We start from the raw sequence: 25,554 nt of genomic DNA on the forward strand, positions 1-25,554 counted from the left end.
CTTTTTCTTTTGAAAAAATAAATCGAATCCATTATATCTTAAAAAACCGGACTTTCCAAGGTATTCATTGACAAAAATAAAAAAACATGAAAAAATCTAAACAGAATAAAGGAGTGAATGGATATGGATACATATTTTGAAAATATCAAAGAAGAACTGAAACAAATACGAAGAGAATTGCACAAAATTCCCGAAGCTGGTCTACAGGAATATCAAACTTCTGCCTATATCCGGGAAAAACTGCAGTCCTTTGGCGCGGCACGGATAGAGACTTGGCTGGAAACGGCCGTGGTGGCGATTTTTGGCGAAGAGGGTGAAACAGTGGCCTTTCGGGCGGATATCGATGGACTTCCTGTGCAGGAAACCCCCAAGGAATACGCCTCCGCACATCCCGGCTGGATGCATGCCTGTGGTCATGATGGGCATACGGCGATTCTGCTGGGCTTTGCCAAATATCTCTGCGATCATCCGGAAGCCTATGCCCGCCGCAGGGTGGTCCTGATCTTCCAGCCTGCGGAAGAAGGCCCCGGCGGGGCAAAGCTTTTGATCGATGCAGGTCTGCTGAAAAAATATGAAATCAAAAAAATCATCGGCTGTCATATCTTCCCCCAGGTGCCCCAAGGAAAGATTGCCTGCCGAAAGGGTGCCATGATGGCAAGAAATGGGGAGGTGGATCTGCATATCCATGGGACAAGCGCCCATGGCGCCCAGCCCCATCTGGGCAATGATGCGGTTTTGGCGGCAGGGGCAGTCATCACTGCCATCCATACGATCCTCAGCCGTAATGTTTCCCCTTTGGACAGGGGCGTGCTGACCTTTGGCTCTATCCATGGGGGCGAAGCCTGCAATATCATCGCCAAGGAAGTGAAGCTGGAAGGAACCATGCGGGCTTTCAGCGATACTGCCTATGAAACGATGGAAAAGCGTGTCCATGAAGTGGTGCAGGGCGTTGCGGCAGGCTATGGCTGCCGGGGGGAAGCGGTATTTCGCCACATGTATCGGGTGGTGGATAACGACCCCGGGCTGGTGCAGGCGCTGGAAGCTGTCTGCGGCGATGCTTATGAGGAAACGCCGCCTTATATGCTGGCGGAGGATTTCTCCCTGTATCAGACCCAGATTCCCGGCATGTTTTTCTTTTTGGGCAGCGGCAACCCCGAAAAGGGCTTTACCGCATCCCTGCACAGCGCGGAATTTGATTTCGATGAAGCGATCCTTGCCACAGGGGCAGAAACCTATGCCAAGCTGCTGCAAAAACTCTGATTATGACCCATAATACGAAAAAGATACTCTTTTTAGAGTATCTTTTTTGCTGTTTCCCCTATAAAAAGCACCTCTTCGCTTTCTGCCAAGGGCATTTTTACGAAAAGGTGTGTTTCTTCCTTTATATAGGATTTAGGTGTTGTATTTTTGAATAACAGCGATCCCGATGGGGGTAGGGCCTGTGTGCACCCCAATGGTAGAGCCGATTTGATAGGGTTCGATTTCCCCTTCAAAACCGATTTCCCTCATGGCTGTTTCCACATCCCGCTGGAATTGGGCAAATTCCGCTTTGTCATAGCCCCAGCCGGCGCAAATGCGATAGTCATTGATTTTTTTATCCTGAAAGAAAGCCTGTGCATCGGCAATGACCTTCTGCAGGGATTTTTTTCTGCTGCGGGCAATGCCTGCGGGCTGCAGCTCTCCGCTGTGCATAAACATGATGGGTTTGATCTTCAAGGCAATGGCTGCCTGCTGCAGCACGTTGCCGATGCGCCCGCCCTGTTTTAAATAGGAAAGATCTGCACAGGTGAAGAAGATGCGGGAGGTATGCTTCAGTTCCTCCACCCGGCGGATGGTTTCTTCCAGGGAAAAACCGGCCTGAGCCATTTTTGCCGCTTCCGTTACCAAAAGCCCTTCCTGTACGGTGGCAGACATGCTGTCGATGACCACGATTTTACAATCAGGATATTCTTCCATCAATGTTTCCGCCGCCAGACGGGCACTCTGGAAGGAACTGCTGAATTTGGCCGTCAGGTTGAAATACAGCACCTTTTCCCCTGCCTTGGCCCAGGGCAGAAACCCATTGTAAAAATCCAGCTGGGTGGGCATGGATGTTTTCGGGAAAACACCGGGGTTTTCTGCCATTTTTCTGTAAAATTCCTCTGCGGAGATTTCTGTCCGTTCTTTGCGGTAGGTTTCCCCGTCGAAGGAGACGTAATAAGGTATGATGCCGATCTCGTATGTTTTTTCCTGTTCCGGGGAAATATCGCAGGAGCTGTCACTGATGACACGGAAATCCATAAAAATCAATCCTCCCGTATTTTGCTGAAAGTCATATCTAATCTCTTTCAAAATAAGCATTGCATTACATCTTAACACAGTTGTTCCCGATTTTCCAGCAAAAAATTAGTTTTAATTTAAAAATAAATTGACTTATAATTAGTTTTATATTAAAATCAATTCGTATTGTTTTATAAGGAGAAAATTTCTTTTATTTTGAAAGAAAGGAGTGCGGAGATGAAAGCTGTGACAGGCAGGGACATCGCTGTCAATATGGTGCGATTGGTATCGGATATGGCCTGCTGGAGCAAAGAGTATACGACAAAAGAAAAAGTTGCGAAACGTGTAGAAGAATTGGGAATCACCCATCATCAAACGGAGATTTTAAGATTTTTATACAATAATCCGGAGTTGGATACGGTTTCAGCGATATCTTCACAGCTGCATATCAGCAAGGGCAGTCTTTCCTTAATGCTTTCCAAGCTGCAAAAGGCAGGCTTTGTACAGAAAAAAGCAGCCAAAGGCGGCGATGACGGCAGAAAGGTCTATGTTTCCCTGACGGAAAAGGGAAAAGAGGCAGTCGAAGAGACTATGGATCTTTTGATAGAAAATATTGCCATTGGTTTTGACAAGATGGATGAGGAAAAACGAACTCTCTTCTACACAAAAGTAAAAGAATTGATAGAATTATTTAATGCAGGAGGATGGAAAGAATGAAAAAGCATGTATTGGTCGCACTGGCTCTGTGCATGGCACTGGGCACAGCCTGCGGCAAAGAAGAAGTAGTAGAAGAAAAGCAGCTGCGCTCTGTTGAGATCACAACGGTAGGAAAATCTCAGATTTCCAGCGAATTTGCTTACACAGGCAAAGCGGCGCCTTCCAAAGAAGTAGATGTTGTGCCCACAGTGCCCGGCAAGGTAACCAGTTTCAATTATGAAGTAGGCGATAAAGTCAGCCAGGGTGCGGTTCTGTTTACCGTAGACAGCGTAGACCTGCAGAATAACCTGCGTTCTCTGGAAGCAAACTATAAAGCCGGTAAACTGGGCAGAGATAACGCAAAGAATACATACGATAATAACAAACTGCTGTATGAAGAAGAAATCATTTCCCAGCAGGATTTCGACCAGATTAAATATGCTTATGAATCCGCTGAAGCACAGCTGGAAACTTTGCAGGTGCAGATCGATAATATGAAAAAGAATATCAGCGACTGTACTGTAACTTCCCCCATGACCGGCGTGATCGCCACAAGAGGCGTGGAAAAGGGCGGTTATGCTTCTCAGGCATCCACTGCGTATACTGTCATGGATCTGTCTACGATTAAAGTAGAAGTAGGCGTTTCCGAACAGGTGCTGAATAATATCCATATTGGCGATAAGGTTTCTGTTCTGATGACAGCCGTTTCTCCGGAACCTTTGGTAGGTACCGTTTCTACCATTGCTCCTGCAACAGGTCAGAGCGGCATGTATACTGTAAAGGTAGAACTGAATAACAAAGACGGTAAGATCAAATCCGGCATGATGGCAGAAGTAAACTTCACTATGGCAAGCGCCGAAGATACCATTGTTCTGCCTCGTAATGCTGTCATTGAAAAAGATGGCGAAACTTACGTTTATGTAATCAAAAACAATGTGGCAAAGAAAGTAAACGTAGAACTGGGCATCGAAGCAGAAGATACCATTGAAATCACAAGCGGCCTGAAAAAAGGCGATGATGTTGTCACAAAAGGGCAGACATATATTTCTGACGGCGAAGAAGTAAGCGTTTCCAATGCAGCCCCTGCAAAAACAACGACAGAAACAAATAAATCTGAAACAGAAACAAAAGAAAAGGGGGAATAAGGAATGCTCTCCAAATTTTGTATTCGCCGTCCCGTTACCACGGTCATGATAACGATGATGGTATTTCTTGCGGGTATCCTGTCCTATTTTAACCTGGATCAGGCCCTGATCCCCGATATTGATATGCCTATCGCCCTCGTTGCGACTACGTATGTTGGTGCCGGCCCCGAAGAAATGGAAACACTGGTTTCCGAACCTTTGGAAAAAGCATTGGCTACCGTTACCAATGTAGATACGGTAACCTCGATTTCCTCCTCCAATATGTCCATCGTAATGGTAGAGTTTGTAGATGGTACAGATATCGACGTCGCCGCCATGGATATGCGTGACGTTATCGACAGGAATAAATCTACCTTGCCCGATGACGCCGATGAACCTATCATCATGAAACTGGATATCAATGCGATGTCCATCTATCTGGGCGTAAAGGCGGAAAATATGGACTTGGCAGATTTGAACGATATGGTAGAAGATAATATCGTAAACCGTCTGGAACGTATCGAAGGCGTTGCCTCCGTTGATGTTTCCGGTGGTATCGAAAGAGAAGTCCGTATCACTGTAGACCCCAATAAACTGGCGGGCTATGGCGTAACCACTTCTACCCTGTCCAATATTCTGGCGGCAGAAAACATGAACCTGCCTTCCGGCGATCTGGCACAGGGCAATATGACTGTATCCGTTCGTACCATCGGTGAATTTACATCCATCGAAGAAATCAAAAACCTGCCCATTACCACCAGCACCGGCGGTGTCATCCACCTGAGCGACGTGGCAACCGTAGAAGAAATGGAAGCAGACAGAGACTCCTTCATGGTATTGAATGGCGAAAAAGCCATCATGCTTGCTGTTGATAAACAGTCCACAGCCAACCTGGTAAAAGTCAGCGATGCCCTGGAAGCAGAAATTGCTCAAATCCAGAAGGATTATCCGGAACTGGAAATGACCATGCTGACAGATACAGCGGATTATATCAAGCTGTCCCTGTCCAACGTAACACAGACAGCACTGCAGGCAGCTGTTATCGCGTTCTTCGTTCTGCTGCTGTTCCTGAAAAACCCCATTACCTCCTTTATCATCGCAGTATCTATCCCCACATCCATCATGGCTACTTTCGGTCTGATGTATGTAACGGGCATCAATATGAACATGATCTCAATGGGTGGTCTGGCGATTGGTATTGGTATGCTGGTAGATAACTCCATCGTAGTTTTGGATAGTATTTACCAGTATTTCGAGCGAGGGTATAAGCCAGTGGAAGCGGCGGAAATCGGTGCCAAAGAAGTTACCACAGCCGTATTTGCTTCCACACTGACATCTGTAGCCGTATTCCTGCCCATCGGTCTGATCGGCGGTACTACAGGTAAAATGATGCAGAGCTTGTCCTTCACTATCATTTATGCTCTGGTGGCATCCCTTATCGTTTCTCTGACCTTCGTACCCATGGCTTCTGCCCTGCTGATGAACAGAGAAAATAATGAACATAAATTCAAAGGTCTCCTGATCCCCCGTATTTTGGATAAATGGGAAGACCTCATCGATAAACTGAACAGAAAATATGAAAAGATACTGAAATGGGCACTGAGACATCGTAAGAAAACGATCCTTGCTGTTTTGATCGTCTTTGTTGCCAGCCTGACCACGGTGCCCCTTGCCGGCGTAGACTTTATGGCAGATATGGACCAGGGCGAAATCAATATCAGCGTAGAGCTGCCCAATGGCTCCGATCTGGATTCTACAGAAGAAATCAGTATGGAAGTCCTGTATCGTCTGCAGGATATCGAAGAAGCGGATACGGTCTATGCCAGCGTAGGTGGCGGTATGCTCAGCAGCGGCACTTCCACTGCCAGCATCACCATGAACCTGGTAGATAAAGATGACCGTGACCGTTCCACAGCAGAAGTTTGTAAAGAGATCGAAGGCATGCTGGCAGATATCCCCGGTGCGGATATCACCGTATCGGAATCTACTTCCGCGATGGGTTCTATGTCCTCTGCCGATATCACATTGAATGTTTATGGCCCCGATTCCGATGCACTGCTGGATGTGGAAAAAGACTTGGTAGCGCTGCTTTCTGAAGTGCCTGGCCTTACCGATGTAGATGGTTCTACTGGTGATACAGTGCCGGAAGCAAAGGTAGTCATCAACAGAAGCAAAGCTTCTCAGTATGGCATCACAACAGCTTCCATTGCCGGCGCCCTGAGCACAGCCGTTTCCGGCTCTACAGCCACAGAATATAAGGTAGACGGCGATGAAATCGATGTTGTAATCCGGTATGATACAGAAAAGATCAATTACCTGACAGATCTGAATAATCTGACTGTAACCTCTGCTTATGGCACACAGGTGCCCTTGGGCGATGTTGCCGACGTTGTTATGGATGAAAGCGCAACTTCCATCTATCGTGAAAACCAGAAAAACTATATCACCATCGAAGCCAATGCCAACGACCTGAGCGGCAGTGAAGCCCAGGAATTGGTAGAAAGTGCATTGGCCAATTATGAAATGCCGGAAGACTGCAGTTATAAATTCGGCGGTATGACAGAAAACATGAATGACTCCATGTCCAGCTTGTCAACATCACTGGTGGTTGCTGTCCTTCTGGTATATATGATCATGGCTTCTCAGTTTGAATCCCTGCGTTATCCTGCCATCATCATGTTTGCGATGCCTCTGGCCATCACCGGCGGTATCCTGGGTCTGTTCGTGACAGGCAATACCATCACAATGCCTGCCATGATGGGCTTCATCATGCTGGTAGGTATGGTCGTTAACAATGGTATCGTATTGGTAGACTATACGAACCAGTTGATGGACCGCGGCATGACATGCTATGTCGCTCTGACCAATGCAGGTCCTCGTCGTCTGCGCCCTATCCTGATGTCCACGCTGACCACAGTATTAGGTATGCTGCCTATGGCGCTGACCTCTAGTGAAGGTTCTGAAATGATGCACGCCATGGCCATTGCCGTTATCTTCGGTTTGACCCTGTCTATGCTGGTAACGCTGATCTTCATCCCCGTTCTGTATATGTGGATGAATGAAAGAAAGCGGAAATCCAATGCCCGCAAGACAGCAAAACGCATTGCGAAAAACGCAAAGCTCCACGCAGAAGAACTGGCACAAGAAAGAGCCGCACAGCAGTCCTGAGCATCTTTGAAAAATGAAAAATAAATGATATACTAAAGCCGTTGGGAAAATAGTTCCAACGGCTTTTTTAAATTTAAAAAGGAGACGATTTTTATGAAGATCGGTTTGGTTTTGGAAGGGGGCGCCAACCGGGGCGTCTTTACTGCCGGTGTATTGGATTATCTGATGGAGCAGGGGGTAAGCTTTCAATATATAGTGGGAACCTCCGCCGGTGCAGGCAATGCCATGAATTTTATTGCCGGGCAGATTGGCCGTGCCCGGGATACCAATATTACAAAAGATGAAAACTGTAAGTATTTTGGTCTGAAAATTTTGCTGAAAACGGGGCATCTGTTTGATATGAACAAGATCTATTGGGAAGTGCCTACAAAGCATAACCTGTTCGATTTTGATGCTTATTTCGCCAACCCTGTGGAGCGGGAATATACAGCCACCAACTGCCTGACAGGAAAAGCAGAATATCTGCGGGATAAGGGAACAGACTGCAAGTATCTCATGACCATTGGCATGGCTTCCTCCGCCCTGCCTGGGGCAACGCCTGCGGTGGAGGTGGATGGCGTCCCCTATGCTGACGGAGGCGTAGCAGATTCCATTTCGGTGCGCCGTGCCTTTGCCATGGGCTGTGATAAGGTGGTCGTTGTGGAAACCAGAAGAAAGGAATTTCAGATGTGCCTTTCCAAGGGGACAAAGCTGCTGGCCCGCAAAAATCGGAAGAAATATCCTGCCTTTGCGGAAGCTATGCTGCGCCGCCCCCAAATGTATAATGAAACCTTGGATTTCATCCGCCAGATGGAAGCGGAAGGCAAGGTTTTCTCTATCCGCCCGGAAATGCAGGAAGTAAAGCGGCTGGAGCGGGAATATCATAAGCTGATGCAATTTTATCGCCATGGCTATCAGCAGGCGGAAAAAAACTTTGCAGAGCTGCAAACATTCATGGAGGAATGAAAATGCGCTGGAACCCTTTGACAGAACATGTTTTTTATACAGAAAATGACCCGGAAACAGACAGACCCTGTATTGGTTATGTAAAAGGAGAAAAGGCGGCTTTGCTGATGGATGCAGGCAATTCCCCTGCCCATGGGGCGCTGCTGCAAGAAGGATTGCGAGAGGCGGGTTTGCCTTTGCCCCAATATATTGCCCTGACCCATGCCCATTGGGATCATACCTATGGCCTTTGCAGCTGGGAGGGGGTTTCCCTGGCAGGGGAAAAGACCAATGAAATTCTGGGAAAAATGAAGGAATGGCAGTGGGACGATGCTTCCATGAAAAGGCGTATCGAAACGGGAGAGGATTCGGCATTTTGTGATATCCATATCCGGAAAGAATACCCAGACCGGGGTCAAATCCGAGTGGAGCAGGCGAAACTCTCCTTTGCTGGACAGCTTCGCATAGACCTTGGCGGAGTGACGGTGGTTTTAAAGGAAGTTGTTTCTCCCCATGCGGGGGATTGTGTGGTGTTTTTCGTGCCCGAGGATGGCCTGCTGTTTTTGGGGGATGCCTATTGTTCTGTTCCTGTGGGAGAGGATTGGGTCTATGACAAAGAGCTGCTGGGAAGGTTTCTTGCGGAATTGGAACAGATGGAGTTTGCCATCGCCGTCAAAGGTCATCATCCGCCCCAGGGGAAAGCAGAGCTGATCGCGGAATTGAAGGCGGAATATCAGGCTTTATAAAGATAAAGGAGAATGGATATGGCAATGGAAAGAATCGATAAGCTCATCGCATCTCAGGGACTCTATTCCCGCAGCGATGTGAAATATCTGGTCAATCGAAAACGGGTGGCAGTGGATGGGAAGGTCATCACCTCCTCCAGCCAGAAGGCAGACCCGGAAAAAAGCGTCATCACCATCGACGGCAAGCCCCTGACGGTGAAAAAACAGCTCTATCTGATGCTGCATAAGCCCAAGGGCTGCGTTTCCGCCACAGAGGATAAGAAACAGCAGACGGTGTTGGATCTGGTGCCACAGGAATGGCGGGGGCGGGAGTTGTTCCCTGCGGGCAGGCTGGATAAGGACACCACAGGGCTGATGATTCTCACCGATGACGGCGTACTGGCGCACAATATTCTTTCCCCCAGAAAGCACGTGCGGAAGGTTTATCGGGTGGAACTGGATATCCCCGTGACGGAGGAAATGCGGCAGGGCTTTGCGGCGGGCGTGGAATTGAATGACGGCCTCTGCAAGGAGGCGAAGCTGGTCATCACCGGGGAACGTACAGCGGAAGTGACCCTCAGCGAGGGCCGCTATCATCAGATCAAGCGGATGTTTGGCTGCTATGGGGCAAAGGTGGTGGAGCTGCACCGCCTTGCTATGGGCAATCTGTATCTTCCGGAGGATTTACCGGAGGGGCATTGCCGGGAATTGACAGAAGAAGAATTGAAATTATTACAGCAGCTGATATAACGGAAAAAGCTTTTATGATAAATGGGAAAGGTCTTAGACTTATGGCGTAAGACTTTTCTCATTTTTAGCATAAATTTCCCTAATTCTTCCTATACTAAGAGTAAAAAGGGGGTCTTACCATGAAACAGGAAAGGCTCATGACAGAGGGGCAGGCCATTCTTGCCGCAATCCATCAGATTCAACTGCAGCTGGAATGTGCCCGCAGTTCCTTCGAGGACGCCACCGATGAAGCCCTCATCGACAGTTACATTTATGAGATCATTGCTTTACAGAAGAAATACGAATATTTTCTGAAAACGGCCAAGAAAATGGGTCTCACCAATGGGTACCAGCGAAGTGCCATTTAGAAAAGGGGGAAAGGTATGGGGAGTTATGTGATGGCTTGTGCGATTTTTGTTTGTCTGTTGGCTTTGGCGCTGATTGCCCTGGCAAAGCCTTTGCAGATATTATGTAAATTAGGGCTTTCTGCCATAGCCGGGGGCTGTGTCCTTTTTCTGGGGCAAAGCCTGGGGGCGTCTGTGGGGGTGAATGCAGTCACTTTGGCCATTTCTGCCCTGCTGGGGATGCCAGGGGTAGCCGGAATGTTTGTATTGAGTTTATTTCTGTAAAATTTTTCCAATTACGCGATAAATTGTTGTTTTTCGACAAATCTTTTGAATTGACACAGATAGAAAGTTATGCTATGTTAATTATGTGGATAAGTTTGTGGATAACTATTACTTCCCTGTGTATAACAACATATAGTTATCCCCATTCTCCCAAAGGATTTGATTCCTTTTACGATAAGAAAGATTACCCCATTTCTTATCCTTTTTAAGCCCGCCTGCCCTGGCGGGTTTTTTTTAGGGTGTCGACGAAGTCGACACCCTTCGTTGAAATCAGGATTTCAATGAGTGAGACAGAAGAATAAACAGATGCGTTCCATCGCAAGCTTGAAACGTCCTGTTTTCCTGGGCGGAAATAAATTCCGCCTGCGGATTTTATTTGGAAAACGCTTCGTTTTCCAAGCCTTTCCGCTGCAAGATTTAACTGCCCATTTCGGCAGTTTTTTTTATTTTTACAGCAATTTTAAGAGAAATTTCAGAAATCACAGTATTTCTTATGTTATCATAGAAGAAAAAAGAAAAGGGGAGGAAACTCCATGGAATTTTGGGAAAATCTGCGGATGCAGCTGGAAAATAAAGGTTTCCGCAAAGTAAGAAATAAAGAAAACTGGTATTGGCGGGCGGAAAACCCTGTTTTATATCTGCTGTGCCTGCTGGATGCAGGCGACGAAGGCTGGAAAGAGGATCACCAGACCTTTGCCGATTTCGGCAGGCGGATGGAAGAACAGCTGGCAGAATTCCAATGTTCCCGCATGGTGGCTCTCAGCATCCTTGTGGATAAAGCAGGGGAGAGTGCCCCTGTGGATACTATGGAAACAGGGGATATCTCGCCTTTCACTGGATATGACGAAAAATTTTATCGTGTTTTCTGGAAATTTTCGACAGAAAGCGGCAAAGTTACCGCAGGAAAAAATCAGCCCGATCAGCTGCTGGGCATTGAAAAGCTGCTCTTGGCGGCGGCAAAGGGGAAAGCACCGGAAGTGCTTGTACTTAGGGATACAGAGGAACAGAAAAAGCCGGTGGCCACAGGAGTGATTTTTGCTGTCTGCGGGGCGTTGCTGCTGCTCACTATGCTTGCCCCCCAAGGGGAGGATATCCTGATGGGCTTTGGCCTGAGCCGGGAGGGCATCCTGGCGGGGGAATATTACCGTTTCTTCACCAGCATGTTTCTTCATGGGGGCATCCTGCATCTGGTGTCCAATGGTGTGTATCTCTATTATTTCGGCGTGCGGGCAGAAAAGCTGCTGGGGACAGGGCGCTTCTTGGTGCTGTATCTGGTTTCGGGGCTCTGCGGCGGTCTGCTCAGCGTAGCTTTCAGCAGCGGGGGGATTTCTATTGGGGCCTCCGGTGCCATCTATGGGCTGCTGGGGGCGATGCTCCTGCTGACAAAAAAACGTGGCTCCCGTTATACGGGCATGAGTTATGCCACCATGCTGCTCTTGGCGGCAACGGCCATTTGCTTTGGGTTTTTAGAGCCGGGGGTAGATAATATGGCCCATATTGGCGGTCTGCTGGGCGGGATGGCTGTGTTTGCCCTGCTTTTGCGGAAAAAGTGAGGAAAACTGTGGACAACCTATGGATAACCTGTGGAGTTATCCCCAAAAATCCTGTGGATAAGGGGGCAGTTATCCCCAGAAAAAATATGCAATACAAGATGAATATTATAATCTGCCGTAAAATCGGCACATTTTTGGTCATTTTCTGAAAAAAAAGAAAAATACCCCCTATATCTTGAGGGTGACATAATGAGTTATCCCCAAAATTATTGTGGATAACTTCAATTGCTTGTGGATAACCCTGTTGGGAATGGGGAAAAAGGAGAAATTCTATGAAAAAAATACAAGATATCCAGAAAAATTTACTGGAAGCGGTGCAGATTTCCGCATACAGTGGAAAAACCATTGTATTTGGGGAAGGGGCGGAACAGCCCGCCCTGATGATGATTGGCGAAGCCCCCGGCGGCGATGAGGAAAAACAGGGGCGTCCCTTTGTGGGCAAGGCAGGGAAAAACCTGTCTGCTTTTCTGGAAGTCGTTGGCTTAAAACGGGAGGAAATCTACATATCCAATGTGGTGAAGCTGCGGCCCACGAAGGAAAGCCCCAAAACGGGCAAGGCGGTGAATCGTCCCCCTTCTGCCGAGGAGATTGCCTTTTTCCTGCCCTTTTTGCAGGAGGAGATCAAAGCCATCGCCCCGAAGGTCATCGTGACACTGGGGAATGTGCCCCTGAAAGCAGTGACGGGGGAAAAGAAGGCCGTCATTGGGGATTATCATGGTGCGCCGGTGGCATTGGCAGATGGACGTACCCTTTTCGCTCTTTATCATCCGGCGGCGGTCATTTATAATCGGGCGTTGCAGGCGGTCTATGATGAAGATTTGCTGAAACTGAAAGCCTTTTTGGAGAAGGAGGGCCTGGCGTGAAAACGGATCTGCAGAAAATCCCCTATGTGGGGAAGGAAACGGAGCAGGATCTGCTGCTGCTGGGGTTTGACAGCATTGCTTCCTTGAAGGGGGCTGACCCGGAAGCCATGTATCAGAGGGAATGTGCGCTGAAGAGGGGAAAAGTGGATAGATGCCAGCTTTACGTCTACCGTATGGCGGTCTATTATGCGGAAAATGAGGTACACGATCCCGAAAAGCTGAAATGGTGGAATTGGAAGGATTGAGATAGAAAAGGGGGATACTATGCGACTGTGGGCGTGGGAAGAAAATAACTACAAACAGAATCAAAAACGGAAAGGGCTTTGGACGGTGGCTGTCATTTGTTGGGCGGCGGCGTTGTGGCTGACCTATTGGGTGGAACATTCCTTATACGGAGGGATCGTTGAAACGAATACATTTACAATCCTTGGGATATCTATCGGTTTTTGCATTGGTCTGGGGCTGCGGAAAGCCATGGGCAAGGAGGAAAAACCCATGACGAAACGAGGAAAATGGATCATCGGAATCCTCGTAGCAGTATCTTTGGCGATCATCGTATGGAGCGCTGTATACCAAGGCATGGTGGTTTATATGACACAGCTGGTCTTTGTGCTGCTGCCGTTGTATTGGTCGGATTATGAAAAGAAGAAGGATATCGACCGCATTTCCATGTATGCCTGCACCCTGTTTTTTGCGGCGGTGCTGCTGGCGGCAGGCACATTGGCAGGCGCTCGCCTGACAGGAATCCAGACCACAAAGCAGACGGAAAAATCGATTACGGCGGAAGGCTTTACAGATGTAGAGTATCTCGGCTGGATGTACGGTGACTGGGTCTATGAGTATGCCGTAGAGAAGGATTTTTATGAAGAGAGCATGGCAAGGGAAAAGTATTATATGCTTTTTGGCAGAAAAGATGGTGCGCCTTGGCGTTTTGTGGTAGACCCCAAAGGCGGAGAGATCATGATTGCCGCAACGGAAGCGGAGGAGCCTGAGCTGGGGAATTGGTATCGTTCCAGAAAAACGGGGGAGTGAGGAACAATGGGATTTTTACAAAAAGACTGGGATTGGGAACAGACCGACCCTGTGCAGGGGGAAAAGAAGCCTGTGGAAAGCCGAAAAGGGCTTTGGGCGTTATCGCTGTTGGCTTTGGCACTGTCTCTATTTGTGTTGTATTATGTGGAGCATACCCTTTACGGAGAGATCATTCGGACAAATACGCTGACCTTTGGGTCTGTTCTGCTGGGTTCCATTTCGAATATCTATGCAGAGGATAAGGAACAGAAGTGGGAACGGGTGATAAAGCTTCTAGTTGGTATTATTTTGTTTTTGTGTGGATCTGCTGTTCTTTATGCTTTGGTGACAATGGAACCGCAGGTGGTTCTTTTGGCGTTGCAGCTGGCTTCTCTTTTGCCTGTTTATTTGGTATTGAGGACAAAAAAAGAGCAGTTTCAACGGGAACGGGAGGCGGTGACCTTATGGTCTATCTTTTTCATCAGTGTGCTGCTGGCAGCGGCTACCTTGGCGGCGCCCTATTTGATGGGGATTACCACAACTGTGCAGAAAGCCCGGGAGAGCCTGACCCAAAATGGATATGAAGCCGTTTCCTATATCGGGCATGATGACCCTACATATCCCCTGATCCCGAAGGACATTCGCATGGACTTAGAAGAGAAAGAATTGAAATTTGATCTGTATCTTTTTGAGATGCGAAAAGATAAGATCCCTTGGGTTGCCGTGGTGAATCCTATGACGGGAGAAACTCTGCGCTTGCAAACGAGAAAGGATGATATGGAGTCCTTCGATTCTATCATGCGGATAAAGGAACGAAATCAATAAAAGGAATTCATCGAAATAAAACGGAAAAATACCTCCGTTGCAATTTTAGTGGATTGTCTTTGCAGTGAAGCGATGGTGGAAATACGCCAAGATCGTTGCCGAAAGCAGAGCAAACAAAAAATACCTCCACGGCAATTTTAGTGATAACGTCTTTGCAGTGGAGGTATTTTTTGTTTGCGGAAACCTACCGTTTTGCAGGAATTTTATTTCAATCTTTCCCATTCAGCTTCCTTGAAGCCCGCCAGAACAAAATCCTCCCCGATGATGAGGGGGCGTTTCACCAGCATGCCATTGGTGGAGAGCAGGGCAATTTGTTCTTCCTCGCTCATTTGGGGCAGCTTGTCCTTCAGCTGCATTTCCTTATACAGCAGGCCGCTGGTGTTGAAGAATTTCTTCAGGGGCAGGCCGCTTTTTTGCCACCAAGCTTGCAATTCTTCCGCTGTGGGGTTCTGTTCCACAATGTGTCTGTCGTCGAAGGCAACGCCGTTTCCTTCCAGCCAGGCCTTGGCCTTTTTGCAGGTGGTACATTTGGGGTATTCTAAAAATAAAACGCTCATATTTTTCCTTCCTTTCCATGATATTTATGTTGTTGAGGTCAAAAGGTATTTTGACCTCTTAGATACCGGAGTGTTCCGCACGATGTGCTTTCACACTCCTCAAAACATTCGTAAATCGCATATTTTTCTTGGAAAAATAGCTTCTTTACTCATGTTTTGGTGGGGTCCAAGATCAAAAATCCTCTTGCAAGCCAGCTTGCATCGTATTTTTGACTTTTTGACCCTGGTATCATATTTGTTCTATTATAAACTTTCTGTGTTTTTTCCACAAGGAGTATTGTGTTTTTCAAAAAACTGCGCTATCATACTAAATATAAGATGAAATTTATTGCAGTTACTATAAAATAGCACATTCAAATAAGGAGGACGGAACACATGAAAATCGTAATCATCGAACCCCTGGGCATCACTCCCGAAAAGCTGGCAGAAGCAACAGCAGCCGTAAAAGCAAGAGGTCACGAAATCGTGGCTTATGACACAAAGGAAGAAGATCAGGAGAAATTGGCGGAAAGAGGCAAGGATGCTGATATCATCATCATTGCAAACCAGCCTTTCCGTAAAAATGTCATTGAAAAATGCGAAAACCTGAAGCTGCTTTCTGTTGCATTCACAGGTGTTGACCATATCGACGTGGATTTCTGTAAGGAAAAAGGCATCTGCGTTTGCAACGCAGCGGGCTATTCCACCAACGCTGTAGCAGAATTGGCTTTCGGTCTGGCAATTTCCGTGCTGAGAAATATTCCTGCCTGCGATGCTGTTTGCCGTAAGGAAGGCACAAAAGCAGGCCTGGTAGGCGGCGAGCTGTTCGGCAAGACCTTCGGCGTTGTTGGCACCGGTGCCATCGGCGGCAAGGTTGCAAAAATCGCACAGGCTTTCGGCTGCAAAGTGGTTGCATACAGCAGAACTGTAAAACCCGAAATGCAGGGCGCAGGCATCGAATATATGTCTCTGGAAGATGTGCTGAAGGTCAGCGATATCGTTTCTCTGCACGTACCTCTGAATGATAAGACAAAAGGCCTCATCGGCGAAAAGGAAATCGCTCTGATGAAGAAAAATGCCATCCTGCTGAATACAGCCCGCGGCCCTGTCGTAGACAGCGAAGCATTGGCAAAGGCTTTGAATGAAGAACGCATCGCCGGTGCAGGTATTGATGTATTCGAAATGGAACCTCCCGTGCCTGCGGATCATCCTCTGCTGCACAGCAAACATACTGTAGTAACACCCCATGTGGCTTTCGCATCCCATGAAGCACTGTTCACCAGAGCGCAGATCGTCAGCGAAAATATCCTGAAATGGGAAGACGGCACACCTCAGAATGTCATCTGCTAAAAGAAAAGACCTTGGGGACGCTGTCCCTGTAGCACTGCTTGCAGTGCGTAACTGACCAGAGCAATGCGCTGGCAGCAAAGTACCCCTGCGAGGGCATCTAGTCAAGCATCTTCCCTTCGGGAAGACGGCTACGCCGCCGCCTTATTCTTGGCGGTGCTAATCCCCTCGACCCGGTATGCAAAAGCATACGCTTTTGCGAATGGGGGTCAAGGGGAATCATTCCCCTTGTGGGAGTTTGAGGGTGAAACCCTCAAGAAAAAAATTAAGATTTCCGTAATTGACAGTGATACGGTAATTGTAGTACCGTTAAACTAGAAAATCGAGGAACAATAAAGGTCGGTTTTTACCGACCTTTTCTTTTTAAAGGAGGGAATCCCTATGAAATTTGGCTTTATCGGCGCAGGCAACATGGCGGGCGCCATCATCAAAGGCATGACCATCGGCACAAAAAGCTATGACGGAAAGGATATCATCATTACCAGCAAGACGGTGACCTCTGCGGCAAAGCTGGCGGAGGCTTGCGGTGCCAATGCCGTACCCACAGCGGCGGAGGTGGTAGCAGCCAGTGATGTTCTGGTTCTGGCGGTAAAACCCCATGTGCTGGCGTCTGTTGTGCCCGCCCTGAAAGAGGAGATTGGGGCAAAGAAGCCCCTGGTCGTTTCCATTGCAGCGGGCAAAACATTGGATTATCTGGCGGGTCTGTTGCCGGAAGGGACGCCCATCGTCCGGGTGATGCCCAATATCAACGCAAAAATCGGCGCATCCACCTCCGGTCTTTGTGCGAATGGGATTGTGACAGAGGAACAGAAAGCCATCGTCAAAGGTATGTTTTCTACCATCGGCACCGTGGCAGAGGTAGAGGAAAGCCAGTTTGATATTTTCTCTGTCATCGGCGGCGCGGCGCCTGCCTTTGCCTATATGTATATAGATGCCCTGGCACGGGCGGCGGTGAAGGCAGGCATGCCCAAAAAGCAGGCCCTGGAGATCACGGCGGCGACGGTTCTGGGCAGTGCGAAAATGGTGCTGGAAAGCGGCGAGCATCCTTGGGCATTGGTGGATCAGGTCTGCTCCCCCGGCGGCACTACCATCGAAGGGGTGGCGGCTTTGCAGGCCAATGGCTTCGAAAGCACGTTGGCGAAGGCTTTTGATGCTGTTTTAGAAAAAGACAGGAAAATCTCTGGGAAAAAATAACAGGAAAAACAGGAGGGGGTTTGCCATGAAAAAGTTGTGTTCCGTTGTACTCAGTGCCTTATTGCTTTTCCGCCCTGCCATTGCTTTGGCAAATTCCGCCCAGACCTATTTTCGGGGCATTTCCCCCACGGGCGCTATGATAACGGGGGAACAGTCTCCCCTCGTGGTGGAACAGGAGCGGCTCACTTTCGATTTACAGGAGTTTCCTTCGGAGTATTACAACGATTTGGAGGAATATCTGGCTTATACGGGCAGGGTCACGGCGGAATACACCTTCCATAACCCCGCCGACTACGATGTGACCGTGCAGCTGGCCTTTCCCTTTGGGCAGACGCCGGATTATGGTTATAGCTATAACCATGAAACGGAACAGCAGGTCTATGCCGCCGATGGGGAAAAATATGATGTGACGGTAGATGGCGAGCCCATTGAAAAAACAGTGCGCCATACCCTGTTTTACCGCGGAGAGGATTTTGAACTGGAAAAAGACCTGCCCCGGCTGGCGGATGGGTATGCAGAGGATGCTTTCTGGAAATTCGATACCCCTGTGACGAAATATACCTATACTATCGACGGCATCGACGAGGAATTTTCGGCGGCACGGCTGGGCTTCCAATGGAGCGGCAATGGAGAGAAAACCAAGCTGCTGCTGGAAGAACAATGCGGCGGGGAAATTGCGGAGGATTTCATTGCTGTGACCCGTTGGGTGGAAAATGGCGATACCATCGAATTGGTTGTCTTTGGGGAGCCTTTGGAACAGGGATTGGAATGGTTTTCGGAAAATGGGGCAGAGGATACCCCCTTCGATTATACCCTGACCCTGGAAGGGACAGAAACCATGACTTTCAGGGATTTTGCCATGGCGGAATATCAGAAAGAAAGCGGTATTTTGCCTGCCGATTGGTATAATGCCATGGTGGCCCATTTGAACAACAGTGAATGGGGTTTTGGCATTCTCGGCAATTTTGATTATGAAGGAACGGATATAGCGGATGATTTTCTGCGGTGGTATGAATATGAAATCACCGTACCCGCCGGCGGCACCGTTGTGAACACCGTAACTGCGCCCATGTATCCCTCCTCGGATTTGAACTACCAGCCTCCCGTCTACGAATATACCTACCTCCTTTCCCCGGCAAAAACATGGGCAGAGTTCGGCAGGCTGGATATTGTGGTCAATACCCCTTATTATATGACGGAAAGCGGCTTGGAGGGCTTTGCAAAAACGGAGCAGGGCTATACCCTTTCTCTGGAGGGCCTGCCAGAGGGGGAATTGGAATTTACCCTTTCGGCGGAGGAAAAACCAAAGCTGCCTTTGCGGGAACGCCTGCAAATGGTAAGGTTGATGGAAGGGGCAGTCTTGCTTGTGATCGCTGCTATTTCCGTAAGGAAATATAATAAAAGACAGCAAAAAAATCGAGAACAATAAAAAAGCTCGGCGCATGCCGAGCCTTTTTATTGTTTTTTAGAAGAACAGCGCAAAATCATCAAATTTCCATGCGCCATCTTCCTTCAGCAGGATGAAGTGGAATTCCTGTGTGGTGTAATCATCAGGATTTTCCGGTGTTGTGTAGAAATATTCGCCGTCGTAGGCTTCATTGCTGTTGGTGTAGTAAGCCGTTGCTTTGAAATCGATTTCCTGTTCGATCTCTCTGTCCATTTCAAATACATGGCCAGCGTAGAAGATATTTGTGCCTCTGCCGCCGCCCAGGAAATACAGACCGCCATCCTCACCTTTGGCAAACATGATATTGCTTTCACCCAGGATACAGTTTGTTACGAAATCCTTTGTGAAATACTGTTCCAGGAATTTCTGGAAAGCATCATAGGTTTTGAAACGGCTGTCGGTGATTTTATAATAGGTGAAGCCGTCTTTTTCCATGGTTGTTTCTGCATCATAATCAAAACTGCCGAAGCTGATCTGGTTATAGATCTTATAGGCACCTGCGTAAAGCTCCTGCAGGTCTTCGGAAAGCGGGGGCAGGCTGGCATCATCTACGGTGATGGTTGCTGCTACGGAATCTTCAGGTACTTCTGTGTTTACTGTGCCGCCGCCGCAGCCAGCCAAAACGGATGTGCCGATCAGGGCACATGTCAGCAGGGTGTATAATTTTTTCTTCATGGGGGGATTCTCCTTTCGCGTTCGTTTTCTTCTCGGATAAAATACTATCATAAAGTTTACAATAAAAAAAGGGGCTTTAAAAAATTGAAAGAAACTTTTAAGATATGATTCAACAAAAAGGGACAGAGTATGGAAACTCTGCCCTTTTTTGGGAGTGTGGGATCCTTTTCGGCATCCCAAAATTGAATGGAATCGCTTTTTGTTTTCAGCCCCTGCCGGGGAAGATGCCGCTGGAAAGACTGCCCTTATGGTCTTGTTTAAGCGTCCGCCAGCTTTTTATAAGATTCGTATTTTTCCTTTGCGTTTTCCGCAGCCTCTTTCAGCAATACTTCTGCTGTTTCGGGGAAGGTACGAACCAGGGAAGCGTAACGAACCTCGCCCATGAGGAATTCGTTGAAGTCCAGTGTGGGTTCCTTGGAATCCAGAATGAAGGGGTTCTTGCCTTCCTTTTTCAGATCGGGGTTATAACGATACAGGTGCCAGTAGCCTGCCTGTACGGCCAGTTTTGCTTCCAGCTGAGCATTTACCATGCCCTTGGAAATGCCGTGGTTGATACAAGGCGCATAAGCGATGATAAGGGAAGGACCTTTGTAGGCTTCTGCTTCCTTCAGAGCCTTAATGAGCTGGTTGGGGTCTGCGCCCAGGGCAACCTGTGCCACATAGATGTAGCCATAGCTCATCGCCAGCATACCCAGGTCTTTCTTTACGGTAGGCTTGCCGCCTGCTGCGAATTGTGCTACAGCACCGATGGGTGTTGCCTTGGAGGACTGACCGCCTGTGTTGGAGTAAACCTCTGTATCTACCACCAATACGTTTACATCACGGCCGCTGGCCAGAACGTGATCCAGACCGCCGTAGCCGATATCGTATGCCCAGCCGTCGCCGCCGTACATCCACATGGATTTCTTTGTCAGGTGCTCGCTGTTTTCCAGAATGAAGTCTTTCAGTTCTGCTGCTTCGCCTTCTGCCTTCAAATCTTTCAGTGCTGCAATCAGGGCACGGCTGTCTGCTTTGCTTCTGTCGCCGTTATCCCAGTTTTCCAGCCATGTTTCTGCTGCTGCGGCAAAGTCTGTGCCTGCGCTCAGGGCCAGCAGGTCTTTTACTTTCATGGTCACACGGTCTCTCTGCTGTTCTACTGCCAAAACCATGCCAACGGAGAACTGTGCGTTATTTTCAAAGAGGGAGTTGCTCCATGCGGGGCCCCAGCCTTCTTTATTTGTGGTGTAAGGCACGCAGGGTGCTGCTGCGCCCCAAGCCTGTGTACAGCCGGTTGCGTTCGCCAGATACATTCTGTCGCCGTAAAGCTGTGTCATCAATTTTGCGTAAGCAGTTTCGCCGCAGCCTGCACATGCGCCGGAGAATTCCAGCAGAGGCTGTTCGAACTGAGAACCCTTTACGGTGAATTTGTTCATGGGGTTCTTCTTATCGCTGAGGGTCAGGGAGAAGTCCCAATTGGGCTGTTCGCCCATCTGTGTATCCAGAGGTTTCATTGCCAGAGCCTTTTCTTTGGCAGGGCAAGCGGTGACGCAGACACCGCAGCCCTGACAATCCAGAGGATCTACCTGGATACGGAATTTATAGTTCTTGATGTCGCCTGCGCCGTTGGCATTCAATACGGTGTAGGATGCAGGGGCGTTTGCTGCTTCTTCTTCTGTCAGCAGGAAAGGACGGATGGCAGCATGAGGACATACATAAGAACACTGGTTACACTGGATACATTTTGTGGCATCCCATTCGGGAACATCGATGGCAACGCCGCGTTTTTCATAGGCGGAGGTGCCCAGGGGAACGGTACCGTCTTCTCTGCCGGCGAATACGGAAACGGGCAGCAGATCGCCTTTCAGAGCATTCATGGGTACCATCAGTTTTTCTACATATTCAGGCAGGACAGCCTTGATTGCTTCTTTATCAACGTCCTTTGCATCCTTCCAGCTTGCGGGAACGTCTACTTTTACCAGACCGCTGAGACCTCTGTCTACAGCAGCGTAGTTCATGTTGACAACCTTTTCCCCCTTCTTGCCGTAGGATTTTACGATGGCTGCCTTCATGTAGTTGACTGCATCGTCAACGGGGATGATGTTTGCCAGCTTGAAGAAAGCAGACTGCAGGATAGCGTTTGTTTTGTTGCCCAGACCGATTTCTTTCCCAATCTTGATGGCATCGATGGTGTAGAAGTTGATGTTGTTGTTTGCGATATATCTCTTTACATCGGCGGACAGGTGGTGATCCAGTTCTTCTGCGTTCCAAGCGCAGTTCAGCAGGAAGGTGCCGCCGGGTTTGATTTCGGAAACGATATCATATTTTTCCATGTAGGACTGGTTATGGCAGGCAACGAAGTCTGCTTTTGTGACCAGATAGCTGGAACGGATGGGAGTATCCCCGAAGCGCAGGTGAGAACGGGTGATACCGCCGGATTTCTTTGTATCATATTCAAAGTATGCCTGAGCGTATTTATCTGTATGGTCACCGATGATTTTGATAGAGTTTTTGTTTGCACCAACGGTACCGTCGGAGCCCAGCCCCCAGAATTTGCAGGCTACGGTGCTCTTATCCGCCAAGTCGGGTTCTGCGCCCACTTCGATGGAGGTATTGGAAACATCGTCGATGATACCAACGGTGAAGTGGTTTTTCTGGGCGCCCTTCATGTTTTCGAAAACAGCAATGATCTGGGCGGGGGTTACGTCCTTGGAGGACAGACCATATCTGCCGGCCAGCACTTTTGCCATTCTGCCGGTTTCCATCAGTGCGGAACAAACATCTTCATAGAGAGGTTCGCCCAGGGCACCGGGTTCTTTTGTTCTGTCCAGAACGGTGATGATTTTTACGGATGCGGGCAGAGCTGCCATGAAATGCTGGATGGAGAAGGGACGATACAGGTGTACCTGCAGGAAGCCCACTTTTTCGCCCTTTGCTGTCAGGTATTCTACCACTTCCTGGGCTGCGCCTGTAACGGAGCCCATGGCAATGACAACATGCTCTGCATCAGCCGCACCATAGTAGTTGAAGAGCTGATAATTTCTGCCTGTGATTTTATTGATTTCCTGCATATATCCTTCTACGATTTCAGGCAGACGGGTGTAGAAAGGGGTGCAGGCTTCTCTGTTCTGGAAGAATACGTCAGGGTTCTGTACGGTAGAACGCTGTACGGGATGTTCGGGGTTCAGGGCGTTCTTTCTGAATTTCTTCAGGGCTTCCTGATCCACCAGCTTTGCCAGGTCATCATAGTCCATGACTTCGATCTTCTGCAGTTCGTGGGAAGTGCGGAAGCCATCGAAGAAGTGGATAAAAGGTACGGAGCCTTTGATAGCAGACAGATGGGCAACACCGGCCAAGTCCATAACTTCCTGTACGGAGGCGGAGGAGATCATGGCACAGCCGATCTGACGGCAGGCCATCACGTCGGAATGATCGCCGAAGATGGAGAAGGCGTGGGTACCTACGGTTCTGGATGCTACATGGAATACGCCGGGCTTTAACTGGCCGGCGATACGATACATGGGAGGGATCATCAGCAGCAGCCCCTGAGATGCTGTGTATGTAGTTGCCAGAGCACCGGATTCCAGCGCGCCGTGCATGGCACCGGCCGCACCTGCTTCAGATTCCAGCTCCAGCAGGCGCACAGTCTGACCGAAGATGTTCTTCTTGCCATTGGCAGACCAGCTGTCTACATGTTCCGCCATGGGAGAAGAAGGGGTAATGGGATAGATTGTGGCAACTTCTGTGAATGCATAGGAAACATATGCAGCAGCTTCGTTACCGTCCATGGTTTTCATGATTTTTGTGTTCATGGAATTGTACTCCTTTCATAAATATAGTAGGGATAGGGATATTTCAGCTTGTAAGTCAAGGAAAAACGGATGTATAACTAAAATATATCTAATTTAATGATATGTTGTTTTATTTTTATTGTCAATAATGTACGAAGAAAAATACCGTATTTTGTGTATAAAATTAAATACCTGATAAAATCATATAAAAAATGCGGAAAAATATTATGTATTTTTGGAGATACAACAAAAAATAGGAAAATTTTTGCAGAAATCAAAATATTTTTGAACTCAGACAAATATCGACAATTTATCTAATTAGGATATTTTAAATACAAATCATATGAAAAAAGTGGTTAATTTATATAATTTATAGAAATATAGTATGTTGTATCCAGAAAAATAAGACAAAAAATGGGGGTGGGAGAGCATGAAAATAGCAAAAATTAGATTTTTAGAGAGAGGAGAACTCCCGGAACTGCCCCGATGGGCCAAGCTGCTGCCCAAATCTTGGGGTTATCTGGAAAAACACAGACCTTATCGGCTGGAACGGGATGATGATGGCATCACAGGGATTTTGCAGGTACAGCGAGAGGAGGCCTTATCTGCCCCCTGGAGAAAGGGAGCGCTGTCTCTTTTGGAGGCGCTGAAACGGGAAGGGGTCAGCATCGTGGTTCCCCCGGCGGAAGGGGAATTTCCAAGGGAAGGGCTGCCCTTTGCGGAAGGGCGGCGGCTGGCAGCTTTGTTTGCCTTTGCAGGCGCGGCGGAAGCCCTTCGGCGGCAGGGGAAAAATCCAGAGGAATGTACCTATCTTTTGGCAGGGGGCGAAAAGGCCATCTGGCAGGCGGCCCTGACTTCCATGGGAAATGAGGTGAATCATCTTGCTATTTTTACCCGGGAACCGGATACGGCGGAGGAAATCGTCCGGGAATTATATATGGAACGGGGGCTGGTGACGGAGGTTTTTTCTTCTCCGAAAAATCCCGTTTTTGGGGAAGCCGATGCCATCCTTTCCTGCGGTATGGAGCAGCGTTCCTTGGAGCATATTCTACAGAAAGGGGCATTTTGGCTGGATCTGGCAGGAAATCGCCCTATGCTGCGGCGGCTGATGCAGCTGCGCCCGGATCTTTCTGCGGCGGAGGGGTTCTTTTTTCACGTTCCTATGGAAAAGGGGGAAAAACAGCTGGAGGGCAGAATGGCAGAGGCAGAGGCATTTTTGCGATGTGCTGAGTTCCGCCAAAGCTGGGAGCTTTCCCTGGAAGAAGTGAATCGGGAGCTTCTTCTTTTGGCTCTGCAAAACCGGGGCTTTGCCGTTTCTGGTTTTTCTGCTTTCGGGAAACGGGTGAAGATAAAAAAGATTTAGCCGGCATATGCAGCCAGTATTTGTAATTTCCTGCGGAGATGATTCCTTTGACCATATTGGGGAAAAAAGGAAGAGAAAGCCTTGATTTTAAAGGAAAAAACATTGACAATCCGATGGACGTACCTTATAATATATCAATAGTTTTGGAGGAGGGTTGACATACCCTCCATTTTTCCTTGTCAAAAAGCAGGGAGCATAATTATGAGATTAGAATGAGGAGTGACACACCCATGGCAGAAAAGAAAGTTGTTTTGACTTATGAAGGTCTGAAAAACATGGAAGCGGAATTGGAAAACCTGAAAACCGTCCGCAGAAAAGAAGTAGCAGAAAAGATCAAAGAAGCAAGAGGTCAGGGTGACCTTTCTGAAAACGCCGAATATGATGCTGCAAAAGAAGAACAGGCAGAGATTGAAGCCCGTATCGTTCAGCTGGAAAAAATGCTGCGAAATGCGGAAGTCATCGATGAAGAAGGCGGCGCAAAGGATACGATCAGCCTGGGTACAACGGTAACACTGCTGGATGTGGAATTTGAGGAAGAAATGGAATACACCATCGTTGGTTCTGCAGAAGCAGACCCTATGAATGGCAGAATTTCCAATGAATCCCCCGTTGGCATGGCGCTGCTGGGGCATAAAAAAGGCGATGATATCGCCATTGAAACCCCCGATGGTGAGGTTATTTTTAAAGTACTGAATTTTACCAAATAAGAGATATCCAAA

Annotated in this window: 23 protein-coding genes; 19 read left to right on the plus strand and 4 right to left on the minus strand. The window is 48.2% G+C overall.

Going from position 1 to position 25,554, the window contains the following annotated elements; all coding sequences use genetic code 11:
- Nucleotides 1–123 precede the first annotated feature (123 nt).
- Nucleotides 124–1,260: an amidohydrolase gene (locus ACI39P_RS01370; RefSeq protein WP_439718925.1), complete on the plus strand. Its 1,137-nt coding sequence runs from the start codon at nucleotides 124–126 to the stop codon at nucleotides 1,258–1,260.
- A 132-nt stretch (nucleotides 1,261–1,392) separates the two neighbouring features.
- Here the strand turns inward: ACI39P_RS01370 and ACI39P_RS01375 are convergent, their stop codons facing one another.
- On the minus strand, nucleotides 1,393–2,340 hold the full coding sequence (locus ACI39P_RS01375) for a DegV family protein (RefSeq protein WP_439718926.1): 948 nt from the start codon (nucleotides 2,338–2,340) through the stop codon (nucleotides 1,393–1,395).
- Between the two features lie 156 nt (nucleotides 2,341–2,496).
- On the opposite strand from ACI39P_RS01375, the gene ACI39P_RS01380 reads away from it, so the two are divergent.
- The 13 genes from ACI39P_RS01380 (at nucleotide 2,497) to ACI39P_RS01440 (ending at nucleotide 14,506) form a co-directional block, all read left to right on the plus strand.
- Nucleotides 2,497–2,976: a MarR family transcriptional regulator gene (locus ACI39P_RS01380; protein ID WP_439718927.1), complete on the plus strand. Its 480-nt coding sequence runs from the start codon at nucleotides 2,497–2,499 to the stop codon at nucleotides 2,974–2,976.
- Complete coding sequence (locus tag ACI39P_RS01385; RefSeq protein WP_439718928.1) at nucleotides 2,973–4,100, plus strand: efflux RND transporter periplasmic adaptor subunit; 1,128 nt, start codon at nucleotides 2,973–2,975, stop codon at nucleotides 4,098–4,100. Before ACI39P_RS01380 ends, ACI39P_RS01385 begins: the two co-directional genes overlap by 4 nt.
- A 3-nt stretch (nucleotides 4,101–4,103) precedes the next feature.
- Entirely contained in the window at nucleotides 4,104–7,247 is a 3,144-nt protein-coding gene (locus ACI39P_RS01390; protein WP_439718929.1) for an efflux RND transporter permease subunit, read from the plus strand.
- Nucleotides 7,248–7,340: 93 nt separating this feature from the next.
- Complete coding sequence (locus ACI39P_RS01395) at nucleotides 7,341–8,192, plus strand: patatin-like phospholipase family protein (protein ID WP_439718930.1); 852 nt, start codon at nucleotides 7,341–7,343, stop codon at nucleotides 8,190–8,192.
- A gap of 2 nt (nucleotides 8,193–8,194) precedes the next feature.
- Nucleotides 8,195–8,917, plus strand: a complete 723-nt coding sequence (locus tag ACI39P_RS01400; RefSeq protein ID WP_439718931.1) for an MBL fold metallo-hydrolase — start codon at nucleotides 8,195–8,197, stop codon at nucleotides 8,915–8,917.
- 18 nt (nucleotides 8,918–8,935) lie between these two features.
- Complete coding sequence (locus tag ACI39P_RS01405) at nucleotides 8,936–9,646, plus strand: pseudouridine synthase (protein WP_439718932.1); 711 nt, start codon at nucleotides 8,936–8,938, stop codon at nucleotides 9,644–9,646.
- Between the two features lie 119 nt (nucleotides 9,647–9,765).
- Entirely contained in the window at nucleotides 9,766–9,993 is a 228-nt protein-coding gene (locus ACI39P_RS01410; protein ID WP_439718933.1) for a DUF2508 family protein, read from the plus strand.
- A 15-nt stretch (nucleotides 9,994–10,008) separates the two neighbouring features.
- The gene (locus ACI39P_RS01415) at nucleotides 10,009–10,254 is read left to right on the plus strand and encodes a pro-sigmaK processing inhibitor BofA family protein (RefSeq protein ID WP_439718934.1); all 246 of its coding nucleotides are present in this window, start codon (nucleotides 10,009–10,011) and stop codon (nucleotides 10,252–10,254) included.
- Between the two features lie 533 nt (nucleotides 10,255–10,787).
- On the plus strand, nucleotides 10,788–11,807 hold the full coding sequence (locus tag ACI39P_RS01420; protein WP_439718935.1) for a rhomboid family intramembrane serine protease: 1,020 nt from the start codon (nucleotides 10,788–10,790) through the stop codon (nucleotides 11,805–11,807).
- Nucleotides 11,808–12,079: 272 nt separating this feature from the next.
- The gene (locus tag ACI39P_RS01425; protein ID WP_439718936.1) at nucleotides 12,080–12,670 is read left to right on the plus strand and encodes a uracil-DNA glycosylase family protein; all 591 of its coding nucleotides are present in this window, start codon (nucleotides 12,080–12,082) and stop codon (nucleotides 12,668–12,670) included.
- On the plus strand, nucleotides 12,667–12,915 hold the full coding sequence (locus tag ACI39P_RS01430) for a helix-hairpin-helix domain-containing protein (protein ID WP_439718937.1): 249 nt from the start codon (nucleotides 12,667–12,669) through the stop codon (nucleotides 12,913–12,915). The genes ACI39P_RS01425 and ACI39P_RS01430 overlap by 4 nt, the downstream gene beginning before the upstream one ends.
- 19 nt (nucleotides 12,916–12,934) lie before the next feature.
- Nucleotides 12,935–13,702, plus strand: coding sequence for a hypothetical protein (locus ACI39P_RS01435; protein ID WP_439718938.1), 768 nt, complete (start codon nucleotides 12,935–12,937; stop codon nucleotides 13,700–13,702).
- Between the two features lie 6 nt (nucleotides 13,703–13,708).
- A complete protein-coding gene (locus tag ACI39P_RS01440; protein ID WP_439718939.1) occupies nucleotides 13,709–14,506 on the plus strand; it encodes a hypothetical protein in 798 nt (265 codons plus the stop codon).
- Between the two features lie 203 nt (nucleotides 14,507–14,709).
- Here the strand turns inward: ACI39P_RS01440 and ACI39P_RS01445 are convergent, their stop codons facing one another.
- Nucleotides 14,710–15,063, minus strand: a complete 354-nt coding sequence (locus ACI39P_RS01445) for an arsenate reductase family protein (protein ID WP_439718940.1) — start codon at nucleotides 15,061–15,063, stop codon at nucleotides 14,710–14,712.
- A 375-nt stretch (nucleotides 15,064–15,438) separates the two neighbouring features.
- Here ACI39P_RS01445 and ACI39P_RS01450 point away from each other — a divergent pair, with 375 nt between their 5' ends.
- The 3 genes from ACI39P_RS01450 (at nucleotide 15,439) to ACI39P_RS01460 (ending at nucleotide 19,012) form a co-directional block, all read left to right on the plus strand.
- Nucleotides 15,439–16,392, plus strand: coding sequence for a 2-hydroxyacid dehydrogenase (locus ACI39P_RS01450; protein ID WP_439718941.1), 954 nt, complete (start codon nucleotides 15,439–15,441; stop codon nucleotides 16,390–16,392).
- Nucleotides 16,393–16,770: 378 nt separating this feature from the next.
- Nucleotides 16,771–17,583 (plus strand): pyrroline-5-carboxylate reductase, encoded by an 813-nt coding sequence (gene proC, locus ACI39P_RS01455; protein WP_439718942.1) that lies wholly within the window; start codon nucleotides 16,771–16,773, stop codon nucleotides 17,581–17,583.
- A gap of 25 nt (nucleotides 17,584–17,608) precedes the next feature.
- The gene (locus ACI39P_RS01460; RefSeq protein ID WP_439718943.1) at nucleotides 17,609–19,012 is read left to right on the plus strand and encodes a hypothetical protein; all 1,404 of its coding nucleotides are present in this window, start codon (nucleotides 17,609–17,611) and stop codon (nucleotides 19,010–19,012) included.
- 36 nt (nucleotides 19,013–19,048) lie between these two features.
- Here ACI39P_RS01460 and ACI39P_RS01465 read toward each other — a convergent pair whose 3' ends face one another.
- Together ACI39P_RS01465 and nifJ are read right to left on the minus strand one after the other, a co-directional pair.
- Nucleotides 19,049–19,705, minus strand: coding sequence for a hypothetical protein (locus tag ACI39P_RS01465; RefSeq protein WP_439718944.1), 657 nt, complete (start codon nucleotides 19,703–19,705; stop codon nucleotides 19,049–19,051).
- Nucleotides 19,706–19,962: 257 nt separating this feature from the next.
- A complete protein-coding gene (gene nifJ, locus ACI39P_RS01470; RefSeq protein ID WP_439718945.1) occupies nucleotides 19,963–23,493 on the minus strand; it encodes a pyruvate:ferredoxin (flavodoxin) oxidoreductase in 3,531 nt (1,176 codons plus the stop codon).
- A 409-nt stretch (nucleotides 23,494–23,902) separates the two neighbouring features.
- On the opposite strand from nifJ, the gene ACI39P_RS01475 reads away from it, so the two are divergent.
- Together ACI39P_RS01475 and greA are read left to right on the plus strand one after the other, a co-directional pair.
- The gene (locus ACI39P_RS01475) at nucleotides 23,903–24,835 is read left to right on the plus strand and encodes a hypothetical protein (protein ID WP_439718946.1); all 933 of its coding nucleotides are present in this window, start codon (nucleotides 23,903–23,905) and stop codon (nucleotides 24,833–24,835) included.
- Nucleotides 24,836–25,065: 230 nt separating this feature from the next.
- Nucleotides 25,066–25,542: a transcription elongation factor GreA gene (greA, locus tag ACI39P_RS01480; RefSeq protein ID WP_439718947.1), complete on the plus strand. Its 477-nt coding sequence runs from the start codon at nucleotides 25,066–25,068 to the stop codon at nucleotides 25,540–25,542.
- Nucleotides 25,543–25,554: the final 12 nt, after the last annotated feature.

The sequence above is a fragment of the Anaerotignum sp. genome (assembly GCF_051877975.1).
Classification (GTDB): domain Bacteria; phylum Bacillota; class Clostridia; order Lachnospirales; family Anaerotignaceae; genus Anaerotignum_A.

Bases quoted from the DNA above. Each gene is read 5' to 3' on its own strand.
- ACI39P_RS01370 (WP_439718925.1), top strand. From the start codon at position 124: ATGGATACATATTTTGAAAATATCAAAGAAGAACTGAAACAAATACGA.
- ACI39P_RS01435 (WP_439718938.1), top strand. From the start codon at position 12,935: ATGCGACTGTGGGCGTGGGAAGAAAATAACTACAAACAGAATCAAAAA.
- greA (WP_439718947.1), top strand. From the start codon at position 25,066: ATGGCAGAAAAGAAAGTTGTTTTGACTTATGAAGGTCTGAAAAACATG.
- ACI39P_RS01465 (WP_439718944.1), bottom strand. From the start codon at position 19,705: ATGAAGAAAAAATTATACACCCTGCTGACATGTGCCCTGATCGGCACA.
- ACI39P_RS01445 (WP_439718940.1), bottom strand. From the start codon at position 15,063: ATGAGCGTTTTATTTTTAGAATACCCCAAATGTACCACCTGCAAAAAG.
- ACI39P_RS01400 (WP_439718931.1), top strand. From the start codon at position 8,195: ATGCGCTGGAACCCTTTGACAGAACATGTTTTTTATACAGAAAATGAC.
- ACI39P_RS01415 (WP_439718934.1), top strand. From the start codon at position 10,009: ATGGGGAGTTATGTGATGGCTTGTGCGATTTTTGTTTGTCTGTTGGCT.
- ACI39P_RS01475 (WP_439718946.1), top strand. From the start codon at position 23,903: ATGAAAATAGCAAAAATTAGATTTTTAGAGAGAGGAGAACTCCCGGAA.
- ACI39P_RS01390 (WP_439718929.1), top strand. From the start codon at position 4,104: ATGCTCTCCAAATTTTGTATTCGCCGTCCCGTTACCACGGTCATGATA.
- ACI39P_RS01460 (WP_439718943.1), top strand. From the start codon at position 17,609: ATGAAAAAGTTGTGTTCCGTTGTACTCAGTGCCTTATTGCTTTTCCGC.
- nifJ (WP_439718945.1), bottom strand. From the start codon at position 23,493: ATGAACACAAAAATCATGAAAACCATGGACGGTAACGAAGCTGCTGCA.
- ACI39P_RS01425 (WP_439718936.1), top strand. From the start codon at position 12,080: ATGAAAAAAATACAAGATATCCAGAAAAATTTACTGGAAGCGGTGCAG.
- ACI39P_RS01405 (WP_439718932.1), top strand. From the start codon at position 8,936: ATGGCAATGGAAAGAATCGATAAGCTCATCGCATCTCAGGGACTCTAT.
- ACI39P_RS01420 (WP_439718935.1), top strand. From the start codon at position 10,788: ATGGAATTTTGGGAAAATCTGCGGATGCAGCTGGAAAATAAAGGTTTC.
- proC (WP_439718942.1), top strand. From the start codon at position 16,771: ATGAAATTTGGCTTTATCGGCGCAGGCAACATGGCGGGCGCCATCATC.
- ACI39P_RS01395 (WP_439718930.1), top strand. From the start codon at position 7,341: ATGAAGATCGGTTTGGTTTTGGAAGGGGGCGCCAACCGGGGCGTCTTT.
- ACI39P_RS01410 (WP_439718933.1), top strand. From the start codon at position 9,766: ATGAAACAGGAAAGGCTCATGACAGAGGGGCAGGCCATTCTTGCCGCA.
- ACI39P_RS01440 (WP_439718939.1), top strand. From the start codon at position 13,709: ATGGGATTTTTACAAAAAGACTGGGATTGGGAACAGACCGACCCTGTG.
- ACI39P_RS01380 (WP_439718927.1), top strand. From the start codon at position 2,497: ATGAAAGCTGTGACAGGCAGGGACATCGCTGTCAATATGGTGCGATTG.
- ACI39P_RS01375 (WP_439718926.1), bottom strand. From the start codon at position 2,340: ATGCTTATTTTGAAAGAGATTAGATATGACTTTCAGCAAAATACGGGA.
- ACI39P_RS01450 (WP_439718941.1), top strand. From the start codon at position 15,439: ATGAAAATCGTAATCATCGAACCCCTGGGCATCACTCCCGAAAAGCTG.
- ACI39P_RS01385 (WP_439718928.1), top strand. From the start codon at position 2,973: ATGAAAAAGCATGTATTGGTCGCACTGGCTCTGTGCATGGCACTGGGC.